Annotated in this window: 21 protein-coding genes; 8 read left to right on the top strand and 13 right to left on the bottom strand. The window is 59.3% G+C overall.

All coding sequences use genetic code 11. The features are described 5' to 3' along the window. The 3 genes from PMI26_RS31875 to PMI26_RS16420 form a co-directional block, all read left to right on the top strand. Positions 1 to 239 (top strand): hypothetical protein (locus PMI26_RS31875; RefSeq protein WP_238540811.1); only part of this gene is annotated, 239 nt, incomplete at its 5' end. Between the two features lie 187 nt (positions 240 to 426). After that, complete coding sequence (gabP, locus tag PMI26_RS16415; protein ID WP_007974243.1) at positions 427 to 1827, top strand: GABA permease; 1401 nt, start codon at positions 427 to 429, stop codon at positions 1825 to 1827. A gap of 109 nt (positions 1828 to 1936) precedes the next feature. Then, positions 1937 to 3049, top strand: coding sequence for a GlxA family transcriptional regulator (locus tag PMI26_RS16420; protein ID WP_007974241.1), 1113 nt, complete (start codon positions 1937 to 1939; stop codon positions 3047 to 3049). Between the two features lie 66 nt (positions 3050 to 3115). On the opposite strand, the gene PMI26_RS16425 is transcribed toward PMI26_RS16420, so the two are convergent. The 3 genes from PMI26_RS16425 to PMI26_RS16435 all read right to left on the bottom strand — a co-directional run bounded on the left by PMI26_RS16425 (position 3116) and on the right by PMI26_RS16435 (position 5708). Next, positions 3116 to 4033 (bottom strand): bifunctional helix-turn-helix transcriptional regulator/GNAT family N-acetyltransferase, encoded by a 918-nt coding sequence (locus PMI26_RS16425; RefSeq protein ID WP_033047817.1) that lies wholly within the window; start codon positions 4031 to 4033, stop codon positions 3116 to 3118. Positions 4034 to 4235: 202 nt separating this feature from the next. Beyond that, positions 4236 to 4649: a nuclear transport factor 2 family protein gene (locus PMI26_RS16430; protein WP_007974236.1), complete on the bottom strand. Its 414-nt coding sequence runs from the start codon at positions 4647 to 4649 to the stop codon at positions 4236 to 4238. 144 nt (positions 4650 to 4793) lie between these two features. Further along, positions 4794 to 5708, bottom strand: a complete 915-nt coding sequence (locus PMI26_RS16435) for a LysR family transcriptional regulator (RefSeq protein WP_033047813.1) — start codon at positions 5706 to 5708, stop codon at positions 4794 to 4796. 109 nt (positions 5709 to 5817) lie between these two features. Between PMI26_RS16435 and PMI26_RS16440 the strand changes: the two genes are divergently transcribed. Together PMI26_RS16440 and PMI26_RS16445 are read left to right on the top strand one after the other, a co-directional pair. Further along, the gene (locus PMI26_RS16440; RefSeq protein WP_007974232.1) at positions 5818 to 6570 is read left to right on the top strand and encodes an SDR family NAD(P)-dependent oxidoreductase; all 753 of its coding nucleotides are present in this window, start codon (positions 5818 to 5820) and stop codon (positions 6568 to 6570) included. A gap of 57 nt (positions 6571 to 6627) precedes the next feature. After that, on the top strand, positions 6628 to 7206 hold the full coding sequence (locus PMI26_RS16445; RefSeq protein ID WP_007974231.1) for a VOC family protein: 579 nt from the start codon (positions 6628 to 6630) through the stop codon (positions 7204 to 7206). 376 nt (positions 7207 to 7582) lie between these two features. Here PMI26_RS16445 and PMI26_RS16450 read toward each other — a convergent pair whose 3' ends face one another. From PMI26_RS16450 to PMI26_RS16460, 4 genes are all read right to left on the bottom strand, one after another. Beyond that, the gene (locus PMI26_RS16450; protein WP_007974229.1) at positions 7583 to 9376 is read right to left on the bottom strand and encodes an ATP-dependent nuclease; all 1794 of its coding nucleotides are present in this window, start codon (positions 9374 to 9376) and stop codon (positions 7583 to 7585) included. A 281-nt stretch (positions 9377 to 9657) separates the two neighbouring features. After that, positions 9658 to 10422: a tetratricopeptide repeat protein gene (locus PMI26_RS16455; protein WP_007974228.1), complete on the bottom strand. Its 765-nt coding sequence runs from the start codon at positions 10420 to 10422 to the stop codon at positions 9658 to 9660. Positions 10423 to 11245: 823 nt separating this feature from the next. Continuing rightward, the gene (locus tag PMI26_RS30610) at positions 11246 to 11815 is read right to left on the bottom strand and encodes a DJ-1/PfpI family protein (protein WP_007974226.1); all 570 of its coding nucleotides are present in this window, start codon (positions 11813 to 11815) and stop codon (positions 11246 to 11248) included. 161 nt (positions 11816 to 11976) lie between these two features. Further along, positions 11977 to 12933 (bottom strand): AraC family transcriptional regulator, encoded by a 957-nt coding sequence (locus PMI26_RS16460; RefSeq protein ID WP_007974224.1) that lies wholly within the window; start codon positions 12931 to 12933, stop codon positions 11977 to 11979. 199 nt (positions 12934 to 13132) lie between these two features. On the opposite strand from PMI26_RS16460, the gene PMI26_RS16465 reads away from it, so the two are divergent. The 3 genes from PMI26_RS16465 to PMI26_RS16475 all read left to right on the top strand — a co-directional run bounded on the left by PMI26_RS16465 (position 13133) and on the right by PMI26_RS16475 (position 15304). Next, a complete protein-coding gene (locus PMI26_RS16465; RefSeq protein WP_007974222.1) occupies positions 13133 to 14086 on the top strand; it encodes a diiron oxygenase in 954 nt (317 codons plus the stop codon). An 81-nt stretch (positions 14087 to 14167) separates the two neighbouring features. Then, entirely contained in the window at positions 14168 to 14602 is a 435-nt protein-coding gene (locus PMI26_RS16470; protein WP_007974221.1) for an MAPEG family protein, read from the top strand. Positions 14603 to 14689: 87 nt separating this feature from the next. Then, on the top strand, positions 14690 to 15304 hold the full coding sequence (locus PMI26_RS16475) for a dihydrofolate reductase family protein (protein WP_007974220.1): 615 nt from the start codon (positions 14690 to 14692) through the stop codon (positions 15302 to 15304). A gap of 38 nt (positions 15305 to 15342) precedes the next feature. Here PMI26_RS16475 and PMI26_RS16480 read toward each other — a convergent pair whose 3' ends face one another. From PMI26_RS16480 to PMI26_RS16505, 6 genes are all read right to left on the bottom strand, one after another. Beyond that, a complete protein-coding gene (locus PMI26_RS16480) occupies positions 15343 to 16485 on the bottom strand; it encodes an acyl-CoA dehydrogenase family protein (protein ID WP_007974219.1) in 1143 nt (380 codons plus the stop codon). 12 nt (positions 16486 to 16497) lie between these two features. Continuing rightward, positions 16498 to 17691: an acyl-CoA dehydrogenase family protein gene (locus PMI26_RS16485; RefSeq protein WP_007974218.1), complete on the bottom strand. Its 1194-nt coding sequence runs from the start codon at positions 17689 to 17691 to the stop codon at positions 16498 to 16500. Between the two features lie 158 nt (positions 17692 to 17849). Continuing rightward, on the bottom strand, positions 17850 to 18932 hold the full coding sequence (locus PMI26_RS16490) for a Zn-dependent alcohol dehydrogenase (RefSeq protein WP_007974217.1): 1083 nt from the start codon (positions 18930 to 18932) through the stop codon (positions 17850 to 17852). Between the two features lie 28 nt (positions 18933 to 18960). Next, positions 18961 to 20313, bottom strand: coding sequence for a coniferyl aldehyde dehydrogenase (locus tag PMI26_RS16495; RefSeq protein ID WP_007974216.1), 1353 nt, complete (start codon positions 20311 to 20313; stop codon positions 18961 to 18963). 131 nt (positions 20314 to 20444) lie between these two features. Further along, entirely contained in the window at positions 20445 to 22694 is a 2250-nt protein-coding gene (locus PMI26_RS16500; RefSeq protein WP_007974215.1) for a LuxR C-terminal-related transcriptional regulator, read from the bottom strand. Positions 22695 to 22830: 136 nt separating this feature from the next. After that, positions 22831 to 24198, bottom strand: a complete 1368-nt coding sequence (locus tag PMI26_RS16505; RefSeq protein WP_007974213.1) for a DUF1329 domain-containing protein — start codon at positions 24196 to 24198, stop codon at positions 22831 to 22833. Positions 24199 to 24202 lie beyond the last annotated feature (4 nt).

Genomic DNA, 24202 nt, shown 5'->3' with positions numbered 1-24202 from the left:
TTCGGCAGCTCCTACAGGGGAACGCGTGCACCACCAACAAAATCCGCCAGCCCGCCATCGCCAGCAAGCCGGCTCCTGCCGTTATCGGTGCTCCCCGGAATTACGTGAACAACCTATTAAAAGCACTCTCAACAAACCGAGATGATTTCCTTCGGCCGCTTAGTGACCAGTCGGTTTTCATCGCGAACACAATGACTTCCCGTGTCGATATCAGACACGGATGTGGCGTGATCAGGTAACTGAATCATCGGACAAGCCGGGTAAGGTGGCGCACCTTTTCATCGAAACGACCACGTCACGATGATGGGCTTGATAAGAACTGCAGCGTTTGAAGGGTGCTTCCTTCAGGAAGCCCGGCAGGCAGCAATGATGATCTGTTGCCCTATCCATCCGCTTAAATGTCGATCGGCAGAGAATAAAAAACCAATGATTAGCCCGAGCTCCAAGGATTCGAGTGGCCAATTGGCGCAGGGCTTCAAGCCTCGTCACGTAACAATGCTGTCAATCGCCGGTATTATCGGCGCCGGTTTGTTCGTTGGTTCAGGACACGCCATTGCGGCGGCTGGCCCGGCGGTGCTGCTGGCCTATCTGTTCTCTGGCCTGCTCGTCGTTCTGGTCATGCGCATGCTCGGTGAAATGGCGGTGGCCAACCCGGACACCGGCTCTTTCTCCACCTATGCCGACCAGGCCATCGGCCGTTGGGCCGGCTTCACCGTCGGTTGGCTCTACTGGTGGTTCTGGGTGCTGGTGATCCCTATCGAAGCGCTGGCCGCCGGTCATGTATTGAACCAGTGGTTTCCCCAGATCGATGCCTGGCTGTTCGCCCTGGTGTCGATCATTGCACTGGTGGTGACCAACCTGTTCAGCGTGTCCAAGTACGGCGAATTCGAGTTCTGGTTCGCCATGGCCAAGGTCGTGGCGATCATCGGTTTCATCGGCGTGGGTTTTGCCGTGTTGATGGGCTGGGTACCCGATCGGGAAGTCAGCGGATTGAGCGGCCTGATGGCCGAGCACGGCGGGTTTGCTCCAAACGGGTTGTCGGCGGTAGTCGGCGCCTTCATCACCATCATGTTCAGTTTCATCGGTACCGAAGCGGTCACCATCGCCGCCGCCGAATCCGACAATCCCTCGCAGAACATTGCCAAGGCCACCCGTTCGGTGATCTGGCGCATCGGGGTGTTTTACCTGCTGTCGATTTTCGTGGTCATCTCCGTGGTGCCCTGGAATGACCCGCTGCTGGCTTCGGTAGGCTCCTACCAGCGGGCGCTGGAAATCATGAACATTCCCCACGCCAAGTTCATGGTGGACGTGGTGGTGCTGATCGCCGTGGCCAGTTGCATGAACTCCTCGATCTACATTGCCTCGCGCATGCTTTATTCGCTGGGCCGTCGCGGCGATGCACCGAAGGCACTGAAAGCGACCTCCTCCGAAGGCGTGCCGCGGGCAGCAGTCATTGCCAGCACCGTGTTGGGCGCGGCGATCACCGTGTGGAGCTACTTCATGCCTGCCGGGTTGTTCGAGTTCCTGCTGGCCAGTTCCGGCGCGATTGCCTTGGTGGTGTACCTGGCCATTGCGGTGTCGCAGCTGCGCATGCGCCGGATGTTGCGTCGGCAGAACGTCGAGCTGACCTTTCGCATGTGGCTGTTTCCCTGGCTCACCTGGTTGGTGATCCTGTTCATCTGCGCGGCGCTGGCCGTGATGATGGCCTCCCCTGATCACCGTACCGAAGTGAGCACGACCATTGGCCTGGCGCTGGCGATCTCCTTTATCGGCCTGGTGACATCGCGTCACCCTGCGCAGGCTGCGAGAGTGACATCGGTGGGATAAAGCCCGGGAGGTAGTTGCGCCGAACCTGATACCCCCTACGCCAGGACTGGGGGTATTACCCGCTCCTGTATCTCAGGCCGTCATCGCTTTTTGTGAGGACATGACCACGATGTCATCGAACTCCACCGTGTCCGACGGTAAGACTCAATCCGTCGGTTTTCTGCTGCTGGACAAATTCACACTCATTTCCCTGGCGTCCGCAGTAGAGCCACTGCGCATGGCCAATCAGTTGTCGGGGCGAGAGCTATATCGCTGGCATACGTTCAGCCCCGGTGGAGAGCCTGTCTGGGCCAGTGACGGCGTGCAGATCACTCCGGATGCTTCATGGAAAAATCCATTGGTGGCGGACACTGTAATCGTGTGCGGCGGTATTGGAATCCAGAGCGTGATTACCCGCGAGCACATTACCTGGCTGCAAGCCCTGGCGCGTCAATCCAGGCGGTTGGGAGGCGTGTGCACCGGTAGCTGGGCGCTCGCAAAAGCCGGGCTGCTCGACGGCTACGAGTGCAGCGTGCATTGGGAATTTCTGGCGGCCATGCAGGAAGCTTTCCCGCGGGTCAGCATCAGCGCGAGCCTGTTCACCCTCGACCGAAACCGCTTTACAAGCTCCGGCGGAACGGCCCCCATGGACATGATGCTGCACCTGATCGGTCGCGATCATGGTCGAGAATTATCCGCCGCCATCTCCGAGATGTTTGTCTACGAGCGCATACGCAATGAACAGGACCATCAGCGCGTTCCCCTCAGGCATGTACTGGGAACTCATCAGCCCAAGCTGCAGGACATCGTCGCGTTGATGGAGGCCAATCTCGAGGAGCCGATCGACCTGGATAACCTTGCAGAATACGTTGACCTGTCACGTCGACAGCTGGAGCGGCTATTTCAGAAATACCTGCACTGTACGCCGTCACGCTACTACATGAGGTTACGTCTTGTTCGAGCGCGACAACTGCTCAAGCAAACATCATTGTCGATCATTGAGTTGGCGTATGTATGCGGTTTCGTGTCGACACCCCATTTTTCCAAATGCTATCGCGAGTACTTTGGTGTTCCACCCAGTGAAGAGCGTTCCGGCTCGGAAATGAATCGCAAATTGGCAACGCCTGCAACGACGCAGCCGTCATTGACCAAACCGCCGACAGCGCTCGACCAGGCACGAAACGAATCGACCTTTGCCAGTGTTCGCATGATGGATCGTTCCGGTTTGGCGGAGTCGTGCTGATGGGACCGCCCGGCCGCACCCTCCGTAGGGCATGAGTTTACTGCGCAATGATCGCCATCGACGCCACTACAAATCCCGAGCCCAGGTCTGGCTGACGAGGTCTTTACCGAAACTATGTACCTGTTCCTCCTCGACCAATTGAAAACCCGCCTTTTGATATAGCTTTCGGGCATCGCAAAGCACGCTGGTTGTCCAGAGGATCATGCTCCTGTATCCAGCGTGCCGGGTAAACCGGAGGCTCTCTTCCAGCAATCGATTGCCGATTCCCATGCCTCTGGCACTCGCATCCACATAGAGCATTCGCAGTTTGGCGGTCGTCTCGTCATGTCTGACGACAAAGACTGAACCGATGACTTTGCCATCTTTTTCCGCGATCCAGCATCGCTCGCAGGACGGATCGAATTCGCGAAGGTATTTGGCGACTATTTCTGCCACCAGCGCTTCGAACTCCGAATTCCACCCATATTCGCGGGAATAAAGTTGAGCTTGCTGTTGAACGACAATTCCCATGTCACCCGCTACAGGATCGCGCAGGAGATAAGAGGGATCCCTGTCGCCCAATAGCGTCTGTATCCGTTTCATGGCTTGGGTCAATTGCTCTTGCTGTGGCTCAGGCAAGCCTTGCAGCATCAACACGACTTCCTCACGAGCGGCTTGCTCCAGCGAGGCCAGCACGGTTCGACCAGGATCGGTTAGCCGGATTTGAGAAGCCCGGCCATCGCTTGCCGAGCGAGTCCTGCCAATCAAGCCTTTTTTCTCGAATCCACCGATGACCCGGCTAACGTAACCGGCGTCCAGGCTGAGCATCTGACAGAGGTCTGAACTCTTCAGGCCAACACTGGCGCCCAATTCATAAAGGATGCGAGCCTCGGTCAACGAAAATTCGGCCTTAAGCAGGTGCTCTTGCAGGGCGCCGATCTGGTGGGTGTAGAACCGGTTGAAGCGGCGTACCGTTTCGGCGCGCTCGGTTATGGCGGCGGACATGAAAATTCCCATATAGTTGCTTTTGGCAATTATATGATTGACGAAAGCAACCATGTCAATCCTGTGATGGTCAAAATGCTACGACCGCTTTGGGCCGGTTTCCGCCTGTCGAGACGCCCGGGAATCGACCATTAGCTGCCGGTGGCGACAGGCTGAAATCGGCCAGAGGCGGACGTTGTCTGCAATCGAAAAAGCTAGCTGTTTAATGGCCTTGCGCCGACTCAACCGGTGCGAACGCTTTGGCAGCGGCCACCGTATCCATGGATTCGCGCAGCAGCTGAATTTTGCCATCTTTGGCCACCAGGCGGCCGGCGTACATCTGCCGGTAGATGCGGCCGGTGGCAGGCACCAGGGCTTCTACGCTGTATTCGGCAAACGCCTGGTCGGGGGTCTCGATGAGAAAGCGGACGTTGCGGAATTTGAAGTCCGGCACTTTGCCGAGCAATGAGCCAATAAAACCCTCGATAGCGGCAGGGCCCTCCACGCTGTGGGGGATCCCCAGCGACTCCAGATAGGGCAACTCCAGCGCACCATCCTCGGCGAACAGCGCCGCTGCCATGTGCGGCGTCTGAATGGCATCCAAGTACAGCTGAAGCAATTCCACGGCATTTTTCATAACGATTTTCTCCCGAAACGAATGATTGGATGGGCACGCTGTGTGGTGCCGGTCAACCCACGTTAAGGGATCGAACTGCTTTCAAAAATAGACGTTAACGAAAGTCATCGTTTCACAAATGAAAGGTTACGCCGCGTCGAACGCTCACGGCCACCGCCACACCGGCTCGCTTAAATGCTCGGCAAAGAAGTCCGAAAGCGCTTTGATTTTTACCGGCCGCGTGCGAGCCGAAGGGGTGACGAAATACAGGCCACCGCGGGTCATGCTCCAGTCCGGCAGCACCACTACCAAGCGCCCATCGGCCAGGTATTCGCTGGCCATAAATTCCGGCAGTTCGGCGATGGCCAGGCCTTCCAATAACACCGGCAATAACGCATCCGAGTTAGTCACTCTTAACGGGCCGCTGGGCACCACGTCTTCTTCGGTGCCGTCTTTATGGGTGAACCGCCACACCTGGCTGCGAGCCCGGTAGGCATAACTCAGGCACGTGCGGGCCGCCAGTTCGCGGGGATGACCAGGGTGGCCATGGGTTGCTAGATAGGCAGGCGAGGCGACCAGGTATTGGGTGACGGCGCACAGACGCCGTGCGACGAGCGAGGAGTCCGGCAACACGGCAATCCGCAGCGCTGCATCAAAGCCTTCGGCTATCAAGTCGACCGACGCGTCTGAAAGGTGCAGGTCAATCGACAGCTCGGGATACTGCCGGATCAACTGCGGCATCAGCGGCGCCACCCAACGCAAGCCGAACGACATTGGGATTGCCAGGCGCACTTGGCCGCGGGGCTTTACCGATAATTCCTGAGCCTCGCTTTCCACCTCTTCGGCCTGCCGATAAATCTCCCCAGCCTTGGCCGCCATGCTCGCGCCAAATTCGGTGAGTGCCAGTTGCCGCGAGGTGCGGTTGAACAAGCGCCCACCCAGACGTTCCTCCAGCCGCGCCACGGCCCGCGATACCGTCGGCACCGACACACTCATCACGCGCGCGGCTGCGGCGAACGAGCCTTCTTCGGCCACCTTGGCAAACATCGCCAATCCTTCGAAATCTGGAAGTTTGCTCATTTCATTTCTGCAACGATAGGTTTCAGACAATTCTATTTTGAAAGTAAACCTCCGTCGATAAGCTTCTCCCACACCGCAACTCACTCAAACGAAATACGGGAGAAACACCATGATTAAAAAACTCGAAGGCAAAATTGCACTGGTTACCGGCGGCACCACTGGCATCGGCCTGGCCACTGCCAAACGATTTGCCCAGGAAGGCGCCCACGTTTATATCACCGGCCGCCGCCAAGCCGAGCTGGACGCTGCCGTTGCCGATGTGGGCAACGCCACCGGCGTGCAGGTGGACTCAACCAACCTCGACCAACTCGATGCGCTGTACCGCCAAATTGGCGCGGCCCACGGCCGAATCGATGTACTGTTCGCCAATGCCGGTGGCGGCTCCATGCTGCCCATGGGCGACATCACCGAACAGCAGTACGAAGACACCTTCAATCGCAACGTAAAAGGCGTGCTGTTTACCGTGCAAAAGGCGCTGCCGCTGCTGGCCAATAAAGCTTCGGTGATTCTCACCGGCTCCACGGCGGGCAGCTCGGGCACCGCCGCTTTTAGCGTTTACGCCGCGTCCAAAGCCGCCGTGCGCTCATTTGCCCGCAACTGGATTCTGGATTTGAAAGACCGCCAAGTGCGCATCAACACCCTAAGCCCCGGCGCCACCCGCACCCCTGGTCTGGTCGAACTGGCCGGACCCGATGCCGCTCAGCAACAGGGTTTGCTCGACTACATGGCCTCGCTGATCCCGATGGGGCGCGTTGGTGAAGCCGATGAAATCGCAGCTGCCGCGTTGTTCCTGGCCTCCGATGACGCCAGCTTCGTAAACGGTATCGAGCTGTTTGTTGACGGCGGCCAGGCACAAATCTGACCACCCAGCGGGCGACTGCCACGGTCGCCCGCCAACCCATCCCAAAAGGAACAGGTTATGAACCCTTTGCATTGGGCACTGCTGGCCGCCAGCGTGACCTTGACTGGCCCTACGCAGGCTGCGACCACGACCCCACAGAGCAAACTCGCTATGCACTCAGCTGCACCGCTTCAGACTTCGGCCATCGACCATGTCGGCCTCAATGTGCCGGATATCGACGCCGCCACCCGCTTTTTCGCCGAGCTGATGGGCGCCCGAGTGATCTCTGATATCAGCCCCGGCAAGATTCCGGATCAGTGGAAAAGCCAATTTCGTTGGCATGGCTCCAGCGAGCTACAACGCTTTGTGATGCTGCAAATGGACGGTGGCGCCAAGCTGGAGTTGTTTCAATACCAAGGCGCCGAGATCAATCAGGCCCAGCCCCATGGCGACGATGCCGGCGCCAGCCATGTGGCCCTGCGCACCACCGACATCGACGGCAGCCTGGCCACTCTCAAGCGGCTGAACGTGACCATTCTCAACGAGCCCATCACCAACCCGGGCGGCGTGCGCTGGTTCTACTTCCAAGCGCCGTGGGGCACGCAGATTGAGCTGCTATCGCTGCCAGAGAGCGTCGGGACTAACCCCGCCGTGTAGCTGCCGAGGGTAGGCCGTTTTCTGATTAACAGCACGACCAGCACGATAAATGCCGGCCCAAGGCAATAGCCCTCGAGCCGACGTCATATGCGCTGACTGAGAAGGACTGTTAATGCCAAAGGCTACAACCAGAAAGGCCACTTAAGCCGTAGACGTCTTTCGGGTGTTACGGAGTGACCGCTTCTGGCCGACACTCGCCTGACGCGTCGGGCAGAACGGCCAGAAGCAATTTGGGGGCAGCCATCGAACCAATTCGTCCGATATCAATAACCACCCATTTTTTTCCGAGGCCTGCGACGCGGCAGGGAAGCTCCACTCAGTCTGAGAATCAGAGTGACAATATCGCAAAGATAAAGCCTCACCTCAGGTACAGGTCTCAAATCAATGGAGCGTAGACCTCGGCTAACAGTTTTTTGAGCTGTTCTGGAACACCGTCCCAACCTTCTCCCCATTCGAGAGTACGCTTGTAGGCATTGAAGGGTTTTTCAGAACTCGGCGCCGGGTAACCCAGAAAGTCTTCGATGCACTCCTCTAGAAGAATAAGCTTTTTGTCATTACCTACTGCAACCCTGATCGGCTCGTTAAATTTCTCGGCCCCTTCGGTGCCTTTATCGCGATCATGAATGACAAAGAAATCCACATTGAGTGCGCTCAGATACTTAACCAATCCGATAATTGAGGCTTTGCCTCTAGCCTTGACCATTTCGCTTCCAGAAAGGACGAGTGATTTCATTTCCGTCGGCATTCTGCGAATGGCCTCTTTGATGACAACCTCTTCTGTGTCGCCTTCGACGACCAATACTTGACGGGTGAAGAATATCCGCGACACGTGATCGTCAAGCTTGATAAGCATTTTGACCTGATCTTTATCGCTGCTTTGCAGCTTGACGAACTCCTCGGATACCGAAAAGGGCAGCACGCTGGTGTGCCCTTTTTCGTATTGAAAGCGATTGAGGACCTGTTTGGGTTTTCGGGAAAGGTCGATCAGGTAAGGCGAGTGAGTAGTGGCAACTATCTGAGAGTTCTGGTCGGACAGGTCGTAAATCAGATCCCGCATCTGATTAGCAGCACTCGGATGCAGATAAATCTCTGGTTCTTCAAAGCCGATAATGAGTCCGCGTTCATCGTTACCTTCGCGTCGTTTCAGCCATTGCTGCCTAAACCGCAGCAGTCCGAACACCGCGGCGCGAACCATGCCAGTACCTTGGTTGGCGACGCTTGTGCGGATATTGCTCGACATTTCAATTGCGAACGTAGGGACGAGTGCATCTGGGCTAGAAAGATCAGCTGCGGCATAAATGCGAGACTCTGGGAAGACCCCACCAAGGACGGTATTCAACTCCCCCATCATCTTGCCAAACTCTGAGCCAGCGTCACTTGGATCAAGCTCCTTGGAAAGCAGGCTCAGGCATGCTTGGGCGTCTTTGTAATTGGCGGAGCTTTCGCGCACATCCTTGAACAACTCGTGCAGAATCTTCTGCAGCACACCACTTTTCTGATCGATTTCGTGGGATGCGGCGTCCGCCGGGATGATGAGGATAGAAGGAAGCTTAGAGAGAACAACGCTACCAATACCGCCTGGATTAAGCGCCCACTCCTCTTCTTCATTGGTTTCCCAGATGTCGTCAATGAGTTCGAGCTTATCTCGGTCGGCGACTGAAATTTTCTTGTCTAATACGGAGAATGTCTCGGCGATCAGCTCTGGGGTTGCCCCAGCCGAGATGAAGTCGGCAGGTTTCTGTAGATCCGCAAATTCTGGTTTAATTGTTCGCTTAAGGGACTTCAACTCGATTTTTACATCTTCGAGTACTTTATACGTTTTTCGATAAAAAATGCTTTTCCCAGTTTCTCCAGTGTCTTTTGGATCATACGAGAAGATCCGCCCCTTGAAACCACGCCACGTGGAAGCAGCCTCAGGGACATTTCTAAACTCCGCCTCTAGGACGACAGTGTCACAAGTGGTTTTTGTCTCGCCTGTTTCTTCATCTAGTTCGGAGCAGAAGCATTCGATATCCATCCGTTTGCTGTTAGACAGCAGCCATCCAATGGCCTTGAGTACTGAGCTCTTTCCCGCATTGTTAGCGCCGATCAGAAAGGTCGCATTACCAAACTCTATTTCAGCAGTGTGCAAGCGCTTGAAACCGTTAATCGAAAGCCGATGAAGTCTCATAAACCTCTTCCTTGAACCGATCTTACGAGTTAGTCGTAATGCTTTGAGTAAGTGGCGTAAAAACTATTACTAGGATGGCCAAACGATGGCAACCATAGACCACCGTTCGTGGGGTGTCGAGAATCGAGGGTGAGCCGACTAAATTCTGAGTGATTCTGGTGATTTCTAGAAGCAGGGCGGAGAACGGCTGGCCGATTGCTGTCTGTCGCCACCGTCACCTTTGGGTCGAAAGAAACCCTTCATGACAGGTAGCAGTCAGCCAAAAAAGGACATCGGGAAACTCACCCGTGCACCAAATAGGCCCCTGAAGGAACCCGATATCGCAGCTTCTTGCATTTACCCGGTGGAGGCTGATGCCCCGGCGGACGATCAGGAAACCAGATTCGGCATTTACCGGGAGGCGGCATATGGCCGCGGGGAATCTCGAACTCAGCGTACGCCCTCTCTGACCCGATACTAGCCATTTGCAATTGACCTTCGGCCCCTACTCTTCCCGCCGTCGGTACATCCGAAACCCGATTTGCCTCAGCAGTAGTGAAGTTGCCGGCGTCACGCCCGGTGTCCCCAGTGAATTGCTCAACAACCGCCACTTGCGCTTCGCGGCGCCTTTGGGTCTCTTCTTCCAGCCCCTTCTGTACCGCAACCATGTCCGCGTTGGTATTGGGTGGGGTTCCCGAAGATTGGGCCTGCTGCGCCGCCTGGATCAATTGGAAGTTGCGGTTGCGCAACTGGACGTTGTTACCGACCCGCATGTTCGAGCGCGCCGCCAGGGTTTCAGCCTGCTGGTACTGCCCCTGCTGAAGACGCAACACTCCAAGATAATGCAGCGTCGCTGGATTGTTCGGCTGGATATGCAGGGCACGCTCCAGCGTGGCGGCGGCCTGGTCCAGTTGGCCGTTTTCATACTGCCGCGAGGCTGTTTCGATCAAGGTGGTTGATGCATTGTTGCTTTGCGCGGGCGCTCTTCGCTCGGCAGCGACAGCACTGAACGAGGCGACAGCGCAGAACACCAGGATGAGGACCGGCGGAAAACTCTTGTTTGGCATCGGGGGCGGACTCGACTGAACTCGGACGGTACTGCCGCAAAACAGACCACAGCGCTGCTCGGCACTTCCGATACAGGGCCGCTATAGACCTGGCCAACACCCTGAAGTTCCTGCTGCAACGGCCATCGCCAGCGCTTCTGTTTGTTGTCAGCCCACGACTGAGACCGTTGGCTATTTAAGCAACGGCTCCCTAGAACTTTTCCCTATTTACCGGTCTATGTGGATAGGCACATCCGCTCGGTAAGCACGCCCCCCCCGCAGGCTACCCGCCGCCAGATGGCCACACGTCCGATTGTCCATCAGAGGTTGTCTTCGCTCATGAAATTCCATGTCCCACGGAGGGTGCTCTTCGGCCTGTTCGCGTTCGCGGCAGTGGGCTCGGCATCCGCCACACAGATGAAGGACTCAACCCCTGCTTTTGCAACTCAAGCCCCAGCCGTCGAGGCTCCCGTCCAGGCCACCGGCAACCCTTGGCCGACCTTGGCCAGCATGGCCGGCAAGCAGCCAGGGCCGTTGCTTGCCCATGACGACCGATACTGGCATGACGGCCGTTGGCACAATCGTAGAGACGATTGGCGCCGAGACGACTGGCGCAGGGATCAGTGGCGCAGAGATCAGTGGCGTAGAGAGCAAGCCCGCCGAGAAGCCGAGCGCCATCGTGATTGGGAGCGCCACCGTTATGAGGACGATCGCCGTTACTATCGTCGCTAGTGCGAAGCCCCGGAGCAATCCGGGGCGCCAGCAGCCCTTCGTGACAGGCCGCAATCGGCTGTGGATTCAACCGGTCGACGCAACAGATTGGCTGTTTTGCAGGACGAAGCGGTCACCCATGTTCCGCTGCCAACATTGACCTGAACTGAGAAATGATCTCTGAAGATAACCCGGCACCTTCGAACACTGCGCAGGTGAAGCTAACGGGCGCAGGGCCTGGAGCAGTTATAATGCGGTCCGCAACCACAGCTACTGGACTGTTTCGATAAAGCGTGCGCCCTTCATAACCTACGGCATTCTGTTGTAAGAAGTCAGCGCTGTTCGAGGTATGAGGAACCGTGTCGAGAAGCCCGGCCCTCGCAAGTGCCAGCGTTCCCCCACAGATACCGGCAATTGTCGCCCCACTTGAGCGACTGGCATGAAGAAAGTCTCGAATATCCGGTGCTTCTGTACGTTCCCAGACCGTTCCTCCAATGACGACAACAACGTCCGGTTTCCAGTCCAGACATTGCTGCAAACTGCTATCGACAGTAACAGCCAGTCCACCCTGCGAGCGGAACTGCCTCGTAGCACAAGCGAAAAATCTGACATCGATCCCGTAAAACGGGGACGCAGTTCCAGCAATGAAAGCATATTCCCAGTCCGCAAAACCGGGTGTCAGTATCAATCCTATGCGTGCCATCAATCAGAATCCTCCATGAATGCCAATAACATATGGCGACAATAAACAGACATCAAGGGCTGCTTCGGGTCGCAAGCAACCCTTCGTGACAGCCCACAATCGGCCACGAGGAGACATTCTCCGCCTGGCTCGATCTGATAGTCATCAGACACCGGCCCTTCTCATGCCGATTGTCTGCGCCAGGTGCCGGGTGATGCGCCGAACTGGCGTTTGAATGCGCGACTGAACGCCGCTTCGGATTCGTAGCCCACTGCAAAGCCGATTTGCGCCACGTTACCGCGACCTTCGCGCAGGTGTTGAGCCGCCACGTGCATACGCCAGAGCGTCAGGTATTGCATCGGTGGCTGTCCGACCAATGCCGTGAATCGCTCCGCGAATACCGAGCGCGACATGCCCACTTCAAGCGCCAGGGCTTCTGCCGTCCAGCCCTCGGTTGGACGGGCATGGAGCAGCGCCAGGGCGCGCCCGATATGCGGATCTCGCAGGCCCGCCAGCCACCCGCGCCGTTCAGGGGGGAGGTTCGCGACATACTGGCTGACGGCTTCGACGAACAGCAGTTCGGAGAGCTTGGCGATGACCGTGGTCGAGCCGACGCGTCCCGCCGCGATCTCACTGACGGCGAAACGGAATGAGCTTTCAATCCAGGCGCCTGAAGCCGTCGCGCGGACATCGAGCTTCAACAAGGATGGCAGCGACGAAAGCAATGGGCTGAACGGTGTTTCAGAGCCGAGGAATCCGCACAGTAACTGTGTGGCCTCGCCGCCCCCGCCGCACTTGATTCGTGATATGCCGCCGACTTCCGGTGGCTGAATGATTTCGCGCGCCGACATGGGCGCAACGCCCAGATCACTGCCAAAGGTATGAACGTCATTGCGCGGCAGCAGAATGAGTTCGCCTGCCCGCACGTCGAGGGTGGCACCCTCGTCGACTCGCAACTGCATGTGCCCTGCCGCGACAAAATGCGAGGCAATGATATGTCGAGGGGCCGCCAGGAACGGTTTGCAATCGTCGGCGGAGATTCTTCCGCTCAGACACCAGGGCGCAGTGAACTCCGCCTCGAGGAAGACCCCTCCAGACAGCCGAATCACCCGCAATACATCAGATAGCGCATCCAGCAATTGCCAGCCCTCCTTTCCGGAGTCCCGAGCATGTAATCAGGCGCACTGGTCATTCGCCGCCTGAACGGCGAGGCCTAGATTAGCACCAACGCGGACTCAGTGATCGAGACCATCCCCAGACGCTTCACCGATTGTCATTGACTCCCGCGCTAACCGTAATTGGCCCATCCCAACTCGACCACGCAAGCCGGAGATCAGTATGAACACCGCCGCTACCCTGCCCCGCCCGGACTCGGGCAACGCCGTCCGCTATGCGCAACTTGTCAAATCCTCGAAGAAAGCGGAATGGCAGATCGATCGCGACTTGCTGCAGGACCGCAGCTTCGACTTCTCGCGCAAATTCTTGCCCGACGGCTTATCGCATATCGACCGCCTGACCTTCCTCGGCGCAGACGAGGCGCGCCTGCTCAGCCAGATTCAGGGCCGAACCTATGCGTATATTTTTGGCCTGGTCGAGCGTTTTATCAGTGCCAAGATGCTCGATCAGGGGCGGGCCCATGTCTTTGACGATCAACTCGCCCTCGAAGCGCTGGTGCGCTTTTCCAACGACGAGATCAAGCATCAGGAACTGTTCCGGCGCATCGAGACGATGATGGGTTCTCGATTGCCGGCGGGATACCGTCAGGTTGCCGATCCGAACGATGTGGCGCGCGCGGTGCTGGCGGCCAGCACCTGGGCGGTACTGGCGCTGACCTGTCATATCGAGCTGTTCGTGCAGACGCACTACGTGCAGAGCATCGCCCCGCGCGAGGAGTTGTGCCCACTGTTCAGGGACGTCTTCAAGTTTCACTGGAAGGATGAAAGCCGCCACGTCGTACTCGATGAACTGGAATGGGAGGCGGAGCACGCGAAAATCTCCCCGGCCGAGCGCGACCAGGCCGTGAACGATCTGATTGCCCTGGTGGCGGCCGTCGACGCGATCCTGCAGGCACAATCGGCAGCCGATGCCGACTACTTCATGGGAAATGCTTCACGATCGTTCAGTGTCGATGAGACCGCGCAAATCAAGGCCTGCGTGCTGAGCGCCTACCGCTGGCAATACATTGTCTCGGGCGTACAGCATCCACACTTTGGCCGGCTGCTTGCGCGCATGACAACCCCGGCACAGATGTCCAGGGTCCAGACCGCACTGGCACCGATCATGGACCAGTGATCGACAAGGGGCGACCGACCGCGCGTCGGTCGCGCAACAGTGGGATGACGTGTTGAAAATGATTGATCGAGGATGGCAGCCATGACGACTCCGATGTGGATGCTGCTTGGCTTTGCGACCTGGACCTTGCTGCTGTTGATGGCAACCGTCGGGGTCTATCGCTGGGTCAGAATCCTGTTCTCGAATGTTCCGATCGCTTCTTTCCGAAGCGATCAGCTCGAAGGCGAGGATTGGTATCGGCGCGGGACAAGAGCACACGCCAACTGTGTGGAAAACCTGCCGGTCTTTGGCGTCATCGTGTTCGTGATTTCAGCCCTTGGTATCGACGGCCCTGCGGTGAGCTACTTGTCCATCATCGTCCTGATCGCTCGTGTGTGTCAGTCTCTGGTGCACGTATCCCATGTGCAGACCGATAGCTTCGTGGCGGTTCGATTTACTTTCTTTTGCCTACAATTGATCTGTTTTCTCGCACTCATTGTCATCGCCGCTGGTTACGGCGCAGGCATATTCAAATAGAGGTACGACCATCCGGCAGGGAATCTCTCGACTGATCGCAGACGCCCCTGTCCAACCTCCTTCACCAGGACGAATCAGGAGAAAAACTTGCGCACACTGACCGTTGCCGCGTTCGTCAGCCTGGACGGCGTCATGCAAGCGCCCGGCGGGCCTGAAGAGGACACCAGTGGCGGATTCCGCTTCGGTGGCTGGATCGTGCCCTACGCCGACCAGACAACCGGCCAGGCCGTACAGGACCTGTTCTCGCAGCCGTTCGAGTTGCTGCTGGGGCGTCGGACCTATGACATCTTCGCCGGCTATTGGCCGCACGCTTCGGCCGACTCCCCCCACCACACCATTGCCGACCTGTTCAACGGCGTGCCCAAGCACGTGGCCACCCATCGCGGCGATTCGCTGGAATGGCACAACAGTCATGCGCTGCAGGGCAACCTGGTCGACGCGATCAGCGCGCTCAAGTGCCAGGACAGTCCTCGTCTACTGACCCAAGGCAGTGGCGACCTGGTGCGCCAACTGCTCGCCGCCGGCCTGGTGGACGAGTTGCGGCTGATGATTCACCCCATCCTGCTGGGACGCGGCAAGCGCCTGTTCGACGACAACGCACAGGCGGCGGCCTTCACCTTGCTGAACTCGATCAGCTCGCCCGGAGGGGTGCTGATCGCCCGCTATACCCGCAGCGGCGAGGTGCGCACAGGTACGTTCTAACGTGGCGGGCGGCGATAGCCTCGCGGTTGGGGTATGCCTCACGCCACCTGCAGCAACTTCGCGTAAGCCTGCAAATGGTGATCGTCATCGCCAAACTGACGCGCCACCATCAGCAAATGCCTGGCGTGGTGCGACAGCATGTATTCCCAGGTCAGGCCGATGCCGCCGTGCAACTGGATGCCCTGGTCGGCGACAAAGCGGCTGGCGCGACTGACGATGAACTTGGCGGCTGCCAGGATGCGGCTGCGTTCGTCACTGTCCGCCTGATCGGCCACGCAGGCCGCGAGCAGTGTCATGGACGTGGCCTGGTCCAGCTCGATGCGCATGTCCACCATACGGTGTTGCAGCACCTGGAACTTGCCAATGGGCTGACCGAACTGCTGGCGGGTTTTCAGGTAGTCGAGGGTCAACGCGCACGCCGCTTCCATGCTGCCGACGGCCTCGGCGCATTGCGCAGCGATGCAACGGCCCTGCTGATAACGCAGCGCCGGCAAGGCCTGCCCCACTGCGCCGAGTACCGCGCTGCTCTTGACGAACACGTCTTCCAGGTACAGCTCACAGGCCATCCGCCCGTCCATGGTGGCGAAATCGCGTCGACCGACACCGCGGTCTTGCGGGTCGACCAGAAACACAGTGATGCCCTGCTCGTCCCGAGCCCCGTGGCTGGTGCGCGCCGAGACAAGAATCAGCCCGGCGCTCTGACCGCCGATGATCACCGACTTGCGGCCATTGAGCTTCCAGCCGCCGCTGACCGCCTCGGCGGTCGTCTGAACGTCGTGCAACTGATAGTGACTCTGCGGCTCATCGAGGGCCACGGCCAGTTGCAAGCTGGCGCTGCCGACCTGCGGCAACAGCGAGTCTTTCTGGGCGGAGGTGCCCAACTGGTCGACCAGGCCACCGGCGAAAATCACCGAGTGCAGGAAAGGCTCCAGGCACAGGCCGCGGCCCAGCTCGGTCATGATCAGCATGTTCTCCACACCGCTGCCACCATAGCCGCCATAAGCCTCGGCAAAGGGCACGGCGCAGAGGCCGAGGTCGCCCAGTTGCTGCATGAACGGGTCGCTGAAGCCGTGTCTGCTCTGGCGATATTGCTCGCGATGCTCAAAACCATACACGTCCCGCACCAGGCGCGCGGCGGTTTCCTGCAGCATCAGTTGCTCTTCTGTCAGTTTGAAATCCATGATCGGGGCGCCTTACAGTTCGAGGATCATTTTCGCGATGATGTTCTTCTGGATCTCGTTGGCCCCGCCATAAATCGAGGCCTTGCGCGCATCCAGGTACTGGTAGGTGGCCGCGCTGCTGTAGTCGGTGTACAGCAAGGGTTCGCTGCCGTAACCCAGCTCATCCTCAATGAACGGCAACGCGTACGGCCCCACGGCCTTGCTGATCAGGTAGGTAATCGCCTGCCGGATCTCGGTGCCCTTGATCTTCAGGAACGAGCTTTCGGCACCGGGTACTTCGCCGTTTTGTGTCGCCGCCAGGGTTCGCAGGCTGCTCATTTCGGCCGCCATCAACTGCATCTCGACTTCAGCGATCTGCGTGCGGAACAGCGGGTCGTCGATCAGTGGCCGGCCATCGCGGACTTCCTGGCTGGCAATGCGCTTGAGCCGGGTGAGCAATGCCTTGTTCTGCGCAATCCCGCCGATGCTGGTGCGCTCGTGGGTCAACAGGTACTTGGCGCAGGTCCAACCCTCATTCTCCTGCCCGACCCGATTCGCCACCGGCACCCGCACGTTGTCGAAGAACACTTCGTTGACTTCATGCTCGCCGTCCAGGGTGATGATCGGCCGCACAGTGATACCGGGGGTTTTCATGTCGATCAGCAGGAACGAAATGCCCCGTTGCTGACGCGCATCGGGGTCGGTGCGCACCAGGCAGAACATCCAGTCGGCGAAATGCGCCAGCGTGGTCCAGGTTTTCTGGCCGTTGACCACATAGTCATCGCCCTCGCGCACCGCACGGGTTTTCAAGGACGACAGATCAGAACCGGCACCCGGTTCGGAGTAACCCTGGCACCACCAGTCTTCACAGGAAAGAATCCGCGGCAGGAAGTGTGCTTTCTGCTCGGCGGTGCCGAACTTGATGATCACCGGGGCAACCATTTTCAACCCGAAAGAGGAGGCTTTCGGCGCCCCGGCCGCGAAGCATTCCTCGTCGAAAATATGCTTTTGCACATCGCTCCAACCGGTACCGCCGAACTCGACAGGCCAGCCCGGTGCGAGCCAGCCTTGCCGGTTGAGTGTGCGCATCCATTGCACCTGATGCGCTTTGCTCAGGCGCTTGCCCAGGGCGATCCGCTCGGCGAATTCAACGGGTAGGTGATCACGAAGAAATGCGCGCACATCCTCGCGAAACGCGCGCTCGTGCGCAGAGAATTCAATGTCCATCCATCCACTCCAAAAGCATTGGGGCTTACCCACAACCCCTTGTAGGAGCGAGCTTGCTCGCGATGGTCGCCAACGATAACGCTGGCTTCCTGACTCCCCGCGGCGTTCTCGGGTTTTTCGCGAGCAAGCTCGCTCCTACAAGGAAATAACGGGGCTTATCAGTCGAAAACAATCACCGAACGCGCCAATTCACCGCGGCGCAGCTCATCGAACGCCTCGTTGATCTGGTCCAGACGGATGCGCTGGGAAATCATTTCATCGAGCTTGAGCTTGCCGGCCATGTAGAAATCGACCAGGCGCGGCATGTCGACCGGGAAGCGGTTGGAACCCATCAACGAACCCTGGATACGGCGTTCATGCAGCAGTTGCAGCGGGTCCAGCTCGATTTTCAGGCCGGGCTTGAGCATGCCGATCACGGTGGCGGTACCGCCGCGCGCCAACATGGCAAAGGCTTGCTCGGCGGTCTGCTTGAGGCCGATGCATTCGAAGGCGTGGTGCACACCGCCACGGGTCAGTTCCATCACTTGCCTGGCGGCATCGCCGTCCCGGCCGTTGATCAGGTCAGTGGCACCGAACTGTTTGGCCAGTTCCAGCTTCGTGTCGAGCATGTCGATGGCGATGATCCGCCCTGCCCCGGCCAGTGCCGCACCGTTGATGGCCGCCAGACCGATGCCACCGCAACCGATCACGGCCACGGTTTCGCCCGGCCGCACCTTGGCAGTGTTGAACACCGCGCCGGTGCCGGTCGTTACGGCACAACCGAGCAGCGCCGCACGGTCCAACGGCATGTCGCGACGGATCGCCACACAGGCGTTTTCGTGCACCAGCATCTGCTCGGCGAACCCGGACAGGTTGACGAATTGCGGCATCGGTTTGTGCACGTAGGTCAGGCGCGGCTCTTCGTCCTTGTCACGTTTGGTTTCCGGCGACACGCAACGCGCCAGGTGGCCGGTGACGCAGTGCTCGCAATGGCCGCAGAACACCGTCAGGCAGGTGACCACATGGTCGCCCGGCTTGACCGAACGCACTTCGGAGCCGACCTGCTCGACCACGCCGGCGGCTTCATGACCCAACACCATCGGGCCGGGATACGGAAACGAGCCGTCGATGACGTGCAGGTCCGAGTGGCACACCCCCACGGCTTTGGTGCGGATCAACACTTCACGCGGGCCCGGTTTGCTGATGCCCACTTCTTCAATGACCAGCGGGGCTCCAACCTGATGGAATACGGCAGCTTTCATGACAGTTCTCTCGACAATGATGTGGGGTTCAGGCCGGGTTGGCCGCTGTACGCAAAACGGCTTTGGCATGGCTGAAGGTGCGGAAGCCGTCGATGCCGTGATAGGCCCCCATGCCGCTCTGGCCGACGCCGCCGAAAGGCAGGGCTTCGGTGCTGGCATGGCTCATCACGCCGTTGAGGGTCACGCCGCCGGAACAGGTACGGGTCAGCACCAGGGCTTCTTCGGCGGCATCGTTGCCGAAGTAGTACAAGGCCAGCGGACGCGGCCGCGCATTGATCTGGGCGATGACTTCGCTGAGGGTTTCGTAGGGTTTGATCGGCAGCAGCGGACCGAAGATTTCGTCCTGCATTACCTGCAGGTCGTCGCCGGGATTGCGCAGCAGCGTCGGTACGATCTTGTTCAGCGGCGACTGGCTGAAGTCTTCAGCGCCGGCATTCAGTTCGATCAGCTCGACACCCGCGGCGCGGGCCTCGCTCAGGTAACCCTGCAAGCGTTCGAAATGACGGGTGTTGATGATGGAGGTGTAGTCGGGGTTGTCCTTGAGCGTCGGGAAGAACTTCGCCACCACGGCTTTGGCCACGGCGATGAAAGCCTCTACCGACTCTTGCGGGACAAACACGTAGTCCGGAGCCACGCACAACTGACCGGCATTGAGCAGCTTGCCGATCACGACCTTGGCCACCGCTTCGTTGAAGTTTGCCGAACGCGAGATGATCGTTGGCGACTTGCCACCCAGCTCCAGGGTCACCGGCACCAGGTTTTCCGCCGCGGCCCGTAGCACGTGCTTGCCGATGCTGGTGGCGCCAGTGAACAGCAAATGGTCGAACGGCTGGCCGCAGAACGCCTGCCCGACGTCCGCACCACCCAGGACCACCGCCACTTCGTCTTCGGCGTAGACCGAGCGGATCAGCCGCGCGATCAGCTCCGACGTATGCGGGGTGAATTCCGAGGGTTTGATCATTACCCGGTTGCCCGCCGCCAATGCGCCGGCCAGCCCGCTGAACACCATGTAGCCCGGCACGTTCCAGGCCGTGACGATGCCCACGACACCCAGCGGCTGGTACTGCACCCAGGCTTCGCCGGCGCGGGCCCGACGTTGTTCCGGGCGCATCCATTCGGCCAGTTCGGCCTTGGTCTGCTGCAGTGTAGCCAGTGGCGACAGCACTTCACTGCCCTTGGAGAAACCCGGGCTGCGATGGCCGAAATCGGCGGTCAGGGCCTCGATGATGTCCTGTTCGTGATTGACCAGCAAACCGATGGCCCGGTCGAGCAACTCACAGCGCTCTTCAAGGGTATAAGGTTCGCGGTCCTGGAAGGCCGCGCGTTGTTTTTCCAGGATCGTGCGGATGTCACAGCTCGTCGAACTCTCGATGGCGCTCATCACTACCTCTCTTGTTTTTGTGAGGCCGCGGCCACGGCCGGGCGGTAATGCACAGGGTCTGGCTGCATGGTTGATCATCGCGGGCGCCGCGCCGCCACCCGGATCAGGTGGGTGGTGTCACGGCGATGGATTCAGGCGAGGATGCCCATGGCCTTGGCGCTGTTGATGGCCTGGGTGCGACGGCAAGCGCCGAGCTTGACGTTGATGTTCTTGGCGTGGGTTTTCACGGTGTTTTCCGAGATGAACAAGCGGCTGCCCACTTCGCGTACCGACATGCCCTCGGCCAGCAACTTGAGCACCGACACCTCGCGGGGGGTCAGGTCATCCTGGTAATCCGGCACACCCGCAGAGAGACGAGTGACAGTTGCCTGGCCAGTTTCCGCCGGCTGTTCACGGGCCAGAATGCGGTTTTTCTGCCGGGCAATCGGTGCCTGATACAAGGCGTTGTCGATCTTGCCCCACTGCATGCGCCGCTCGGCCTCATGCAGCAGCAGATGAGCCTTTTGTGGGTCGTGGTTGCGCGAGGCAATCTCCGCGAGCAGCAGATAGGCATTGAGTACAAAGGGGGCGCAGCAATCGCGGACCTGCAGCAACCCCGCCTGGATCACCACTTCGGCTTCGCTGCAATGCCCTTGCTGCAGCAGCAACTCGCCGCGCAGGAACAGCAACCGACCGAGCAACGGATATGGCTGCGACGGGACCGGGGCCAACCGGTCCAGCTCAGTGCGCAACAGTGCCTGGGCAAAGCCCGATTGTCCCCTGAGCATCATCAGGCGGACCCGGTCGGCATTGACCAGCACTTCCGATTCATGACTGCCCTGGCGTCGGGCCAACTCCAGCGAGTGATCGAGCAAGGTTTGCGCTTGTGCAAGATCGCCGGTCTCCATGGCAAGGCGCGCCAGGATGCAATGGCACAACAACACCGACAACCAGTCCTCTCCCCCAAGATAATCAAGGGCTGCACGGCAATGCAGGCGCGCCGCCCCGGTCTGTCCACGCAAGGCCTGCAAGGTGCCAAATAACGCCTGCCAGTTCGCCAGCAGGCGTTGATTGCGTACCGGGTCGGGCAACGGCAAAAAATGCCCCAGACGCGCCAGGCATTCGGCGGCTTCGTCCAGTCGCCCACTGAACAGCAAGGCCTTGGCGCACAGATAGATCAGACGCGGGCTGCTGTGCAATAACTGCGGCTCGATGCGCTCACGCCAATCCATCAGTTTGCTCAAGTGCCGTTCCCTGAGAATCCAGCTCAGCCACAGGCGCTCCATGTAGTTGGCAGCCACTTCAGGTTGATCGGCACACAGTGCCTGCTCCACCGCGTCGTCGACATGCCCGAGCACACTGAGCAGCTGACAGGCCCGCAAGCGCAGCCGGTTCAACGGCGCACCGCTCAATTGGCTTTGCAGGGCTTGCGCCACCGCGGGCAGCAGGCGGAACCAGCCGGGTTGTTGCTCGATCGGGAACACAAAGGCCTGGCATTGCAACAGACTGTTGAACACCTGTGCTGCTTGCCGGCCTTCCCATAACTGTTCGCAGAAGTCCGCACTGACGCGGGACAAATGTGCCAGCCCACCCATCACTTCGCGCTGCTCGTCACTCAAGAGCGACAACAGTTCACGCTCCAGGTATTGGCCGAGCAATGGCGATGGCTGGGTGTTGTCCAGCGAAAGCGACAGACGAACACCGGCGCACCACCCGCCTGTCTCATGCCAGAGACTTCCCCTGGCCAGCGCATCGGTGTGTGGCGCCAGGGCGTCAATCAGCGATTCGAACTCATCGGGGCGCAGGGCCAGTTGCCGGGCACCAAACTCCTGCAACTGACCGGTCAGCATCAGACGCGGCAGGTTCCAGTCCGGACGTTGGCGACAGGTGACCAGTACTTGCAGTTGCCGGTTGTTGAGGGCCAGGAGTTGATCGAACCAGTGGTTCAGGTCGGCGGGCATATCCACGGGAAGATCGTCGAACACCAAGCGAATCGGGCTGGATTCGTTTGTTTTTTTTGCCGACAGGAATTCGTTGGCTGCACGGGCCTCTTCGCGGGCAAGCCCGCTCCCACAGTTGATCCCGTTCCCCTGTGGGAGCGGGCTTGCTCGCGAAAGCGATAGGTCAGTCGCCGAATTACTGGAATCAAGAAACGCCAATACCCCATCCGGTGCAGTATCCACCGGCAACCCAAGCGCCCCCGCCAACCTGGCAATAAAGCGCTCCAGCGTCTGCCGCTGTCCGCCCAAAGCCATCCAGACCACCGCCCCCGGCGGCGCAATGCCTTGCAAGTACTGCTGCAACAAGGACGTCTTTCCATACCCGGCAGGCGCACAAAGCAGTTGCAAGCGACACGGCTTGCCCTCAAGTGCATCGATCAGATGCGGCCGTGGCACAAACATGGCGGACCTCGCTGATGGGGAGTAGGCACCATCATTGAGCCCGCCGCCGGATAACGCGCCACCCGCATCAGGTGGTAGGCGCCGCACAACGCACAACGCCCTGCGAACAGGGCGTTGTCTGAAGCGCGGCAACGGGTCAGCGAATACCGTCGTTGCGCAGCGCCGCCGGGGTGAAGTCGGTCATCTTCGCGGTCATGCCGTACGTCGTCGCATGCCTGGACTGGTTGGTCATCGCCAGGACGTTGTAGCGACCGGCAATCAGGTCGTAGATGCCGAGCATGGAGAAGTTCGACGAACCGCGCTCGTAATCGTTGACCGCATAACCTTCCGCCACTCGCCACAACTGCCCGCGGCCGTCGTAGTGATCGACCTCGGCCAGTTGCCAGGTGTCTTCGTCGAAGTACATGTCGCGCTTGGCGTAGACGTGGCGTTGACCGGGTTTGAGCGTGGCCTGCACGTGCCACACGCGGTGCAACTCGTAACGGGTCAAGTCCTGGTTGATGTGCCCCGGCTTGATGATGTCGTCGTACTTGACCTTCGGCGACTGCAACTTGTAGTTGTTGTACGGGATGTACAGTTCCTGTTTGCCCACCAGTTTCCAGTCATAACGATCCGGCGCGCCGTTCATCATGTCGGTGTTGTCGGCGGTGCGCATGCCGTCGGAACCGTTGCCCGGGCCGTCATACGCCACTTGCGGTGCACGGCGCACGCGGCGCTGACCGGCGTTGTAGACCCATGCCAGGCGCGGCTCCTTGACCTGGTCGATAGTCTCGTGGATCAGGATCACACTGCCGGCCATGCGCGACGGCGCGGTGATTTCCTGCTTGTAGTAATACAGAACGTTATCGGCCTGCCCGGCATCGACGCCTTCCATCAACTGCGGAAAGGCCAGTTTGTCTTCGTACTCGACGATGGAATAGGAACCGTTGGTTTGCGGGGCCGCCTGGGCCGCGATACGTTCCATGTTGCCGCCGCGATAGCGGTTGGTGTGGTTCCAGTACACCTCCACACCGTTCTTCGGAATCGGGAACGGGTAATAGCGGGTCTGGGTGAAGTTCACCAAGCCGTTGCCGTCAGGGGTCAGTTCGGTGGTCACCGCACTCTTTTTGGCGATGTCATAGATATTCTGTGGCGACGCGGCCGTGCGTTGGGTCTTGTACACCGGGATCCGGTAGCTGTCCGGATAGCGCTTGAACATCGCCAGTTGACCGGGGGTCAGCTTGTCCTTGTACTGCTCGACGTTGGCTGCCGTGATCACGAACTGCGGCTTGTCACTGGCAAACGGATCGCCAAGAAATCCATTGTCGAGTGGCGCCGCGCCGGGCTTCAGGCCACCGGTCCAGGCAGGAATGCTGCCGTTGGCATTGCCCTCTTTCTGCGCCCCCAACGGCGTCAGGGTGGTGCCCAGCTGGGCCGCTTCCTGCGGGGTGACGGCGGCCATGACCCCAGTGGCCAGCAACGACAGACTCAGTGCGCCGGCGCGCAGAATTAAACGTGCGTTCATGTTC

The sequence above is a fragment of the Pseudomonas sp. GM33 genome (assembly GCF_000282295.1).
GTDB lineage: Bacteria > Pseudomonadota > Gammaproteobacteria > Pseudomonadales > Pseudomonadaceae > Aquipseudomonas > Aquipseudomonas laurylsulfatiphila.
The sequence above is the reverse complement of the archived record's forward strand: the minus strand, read 5'-3'. Positions and strand labels throughout refer to the sequence as shown.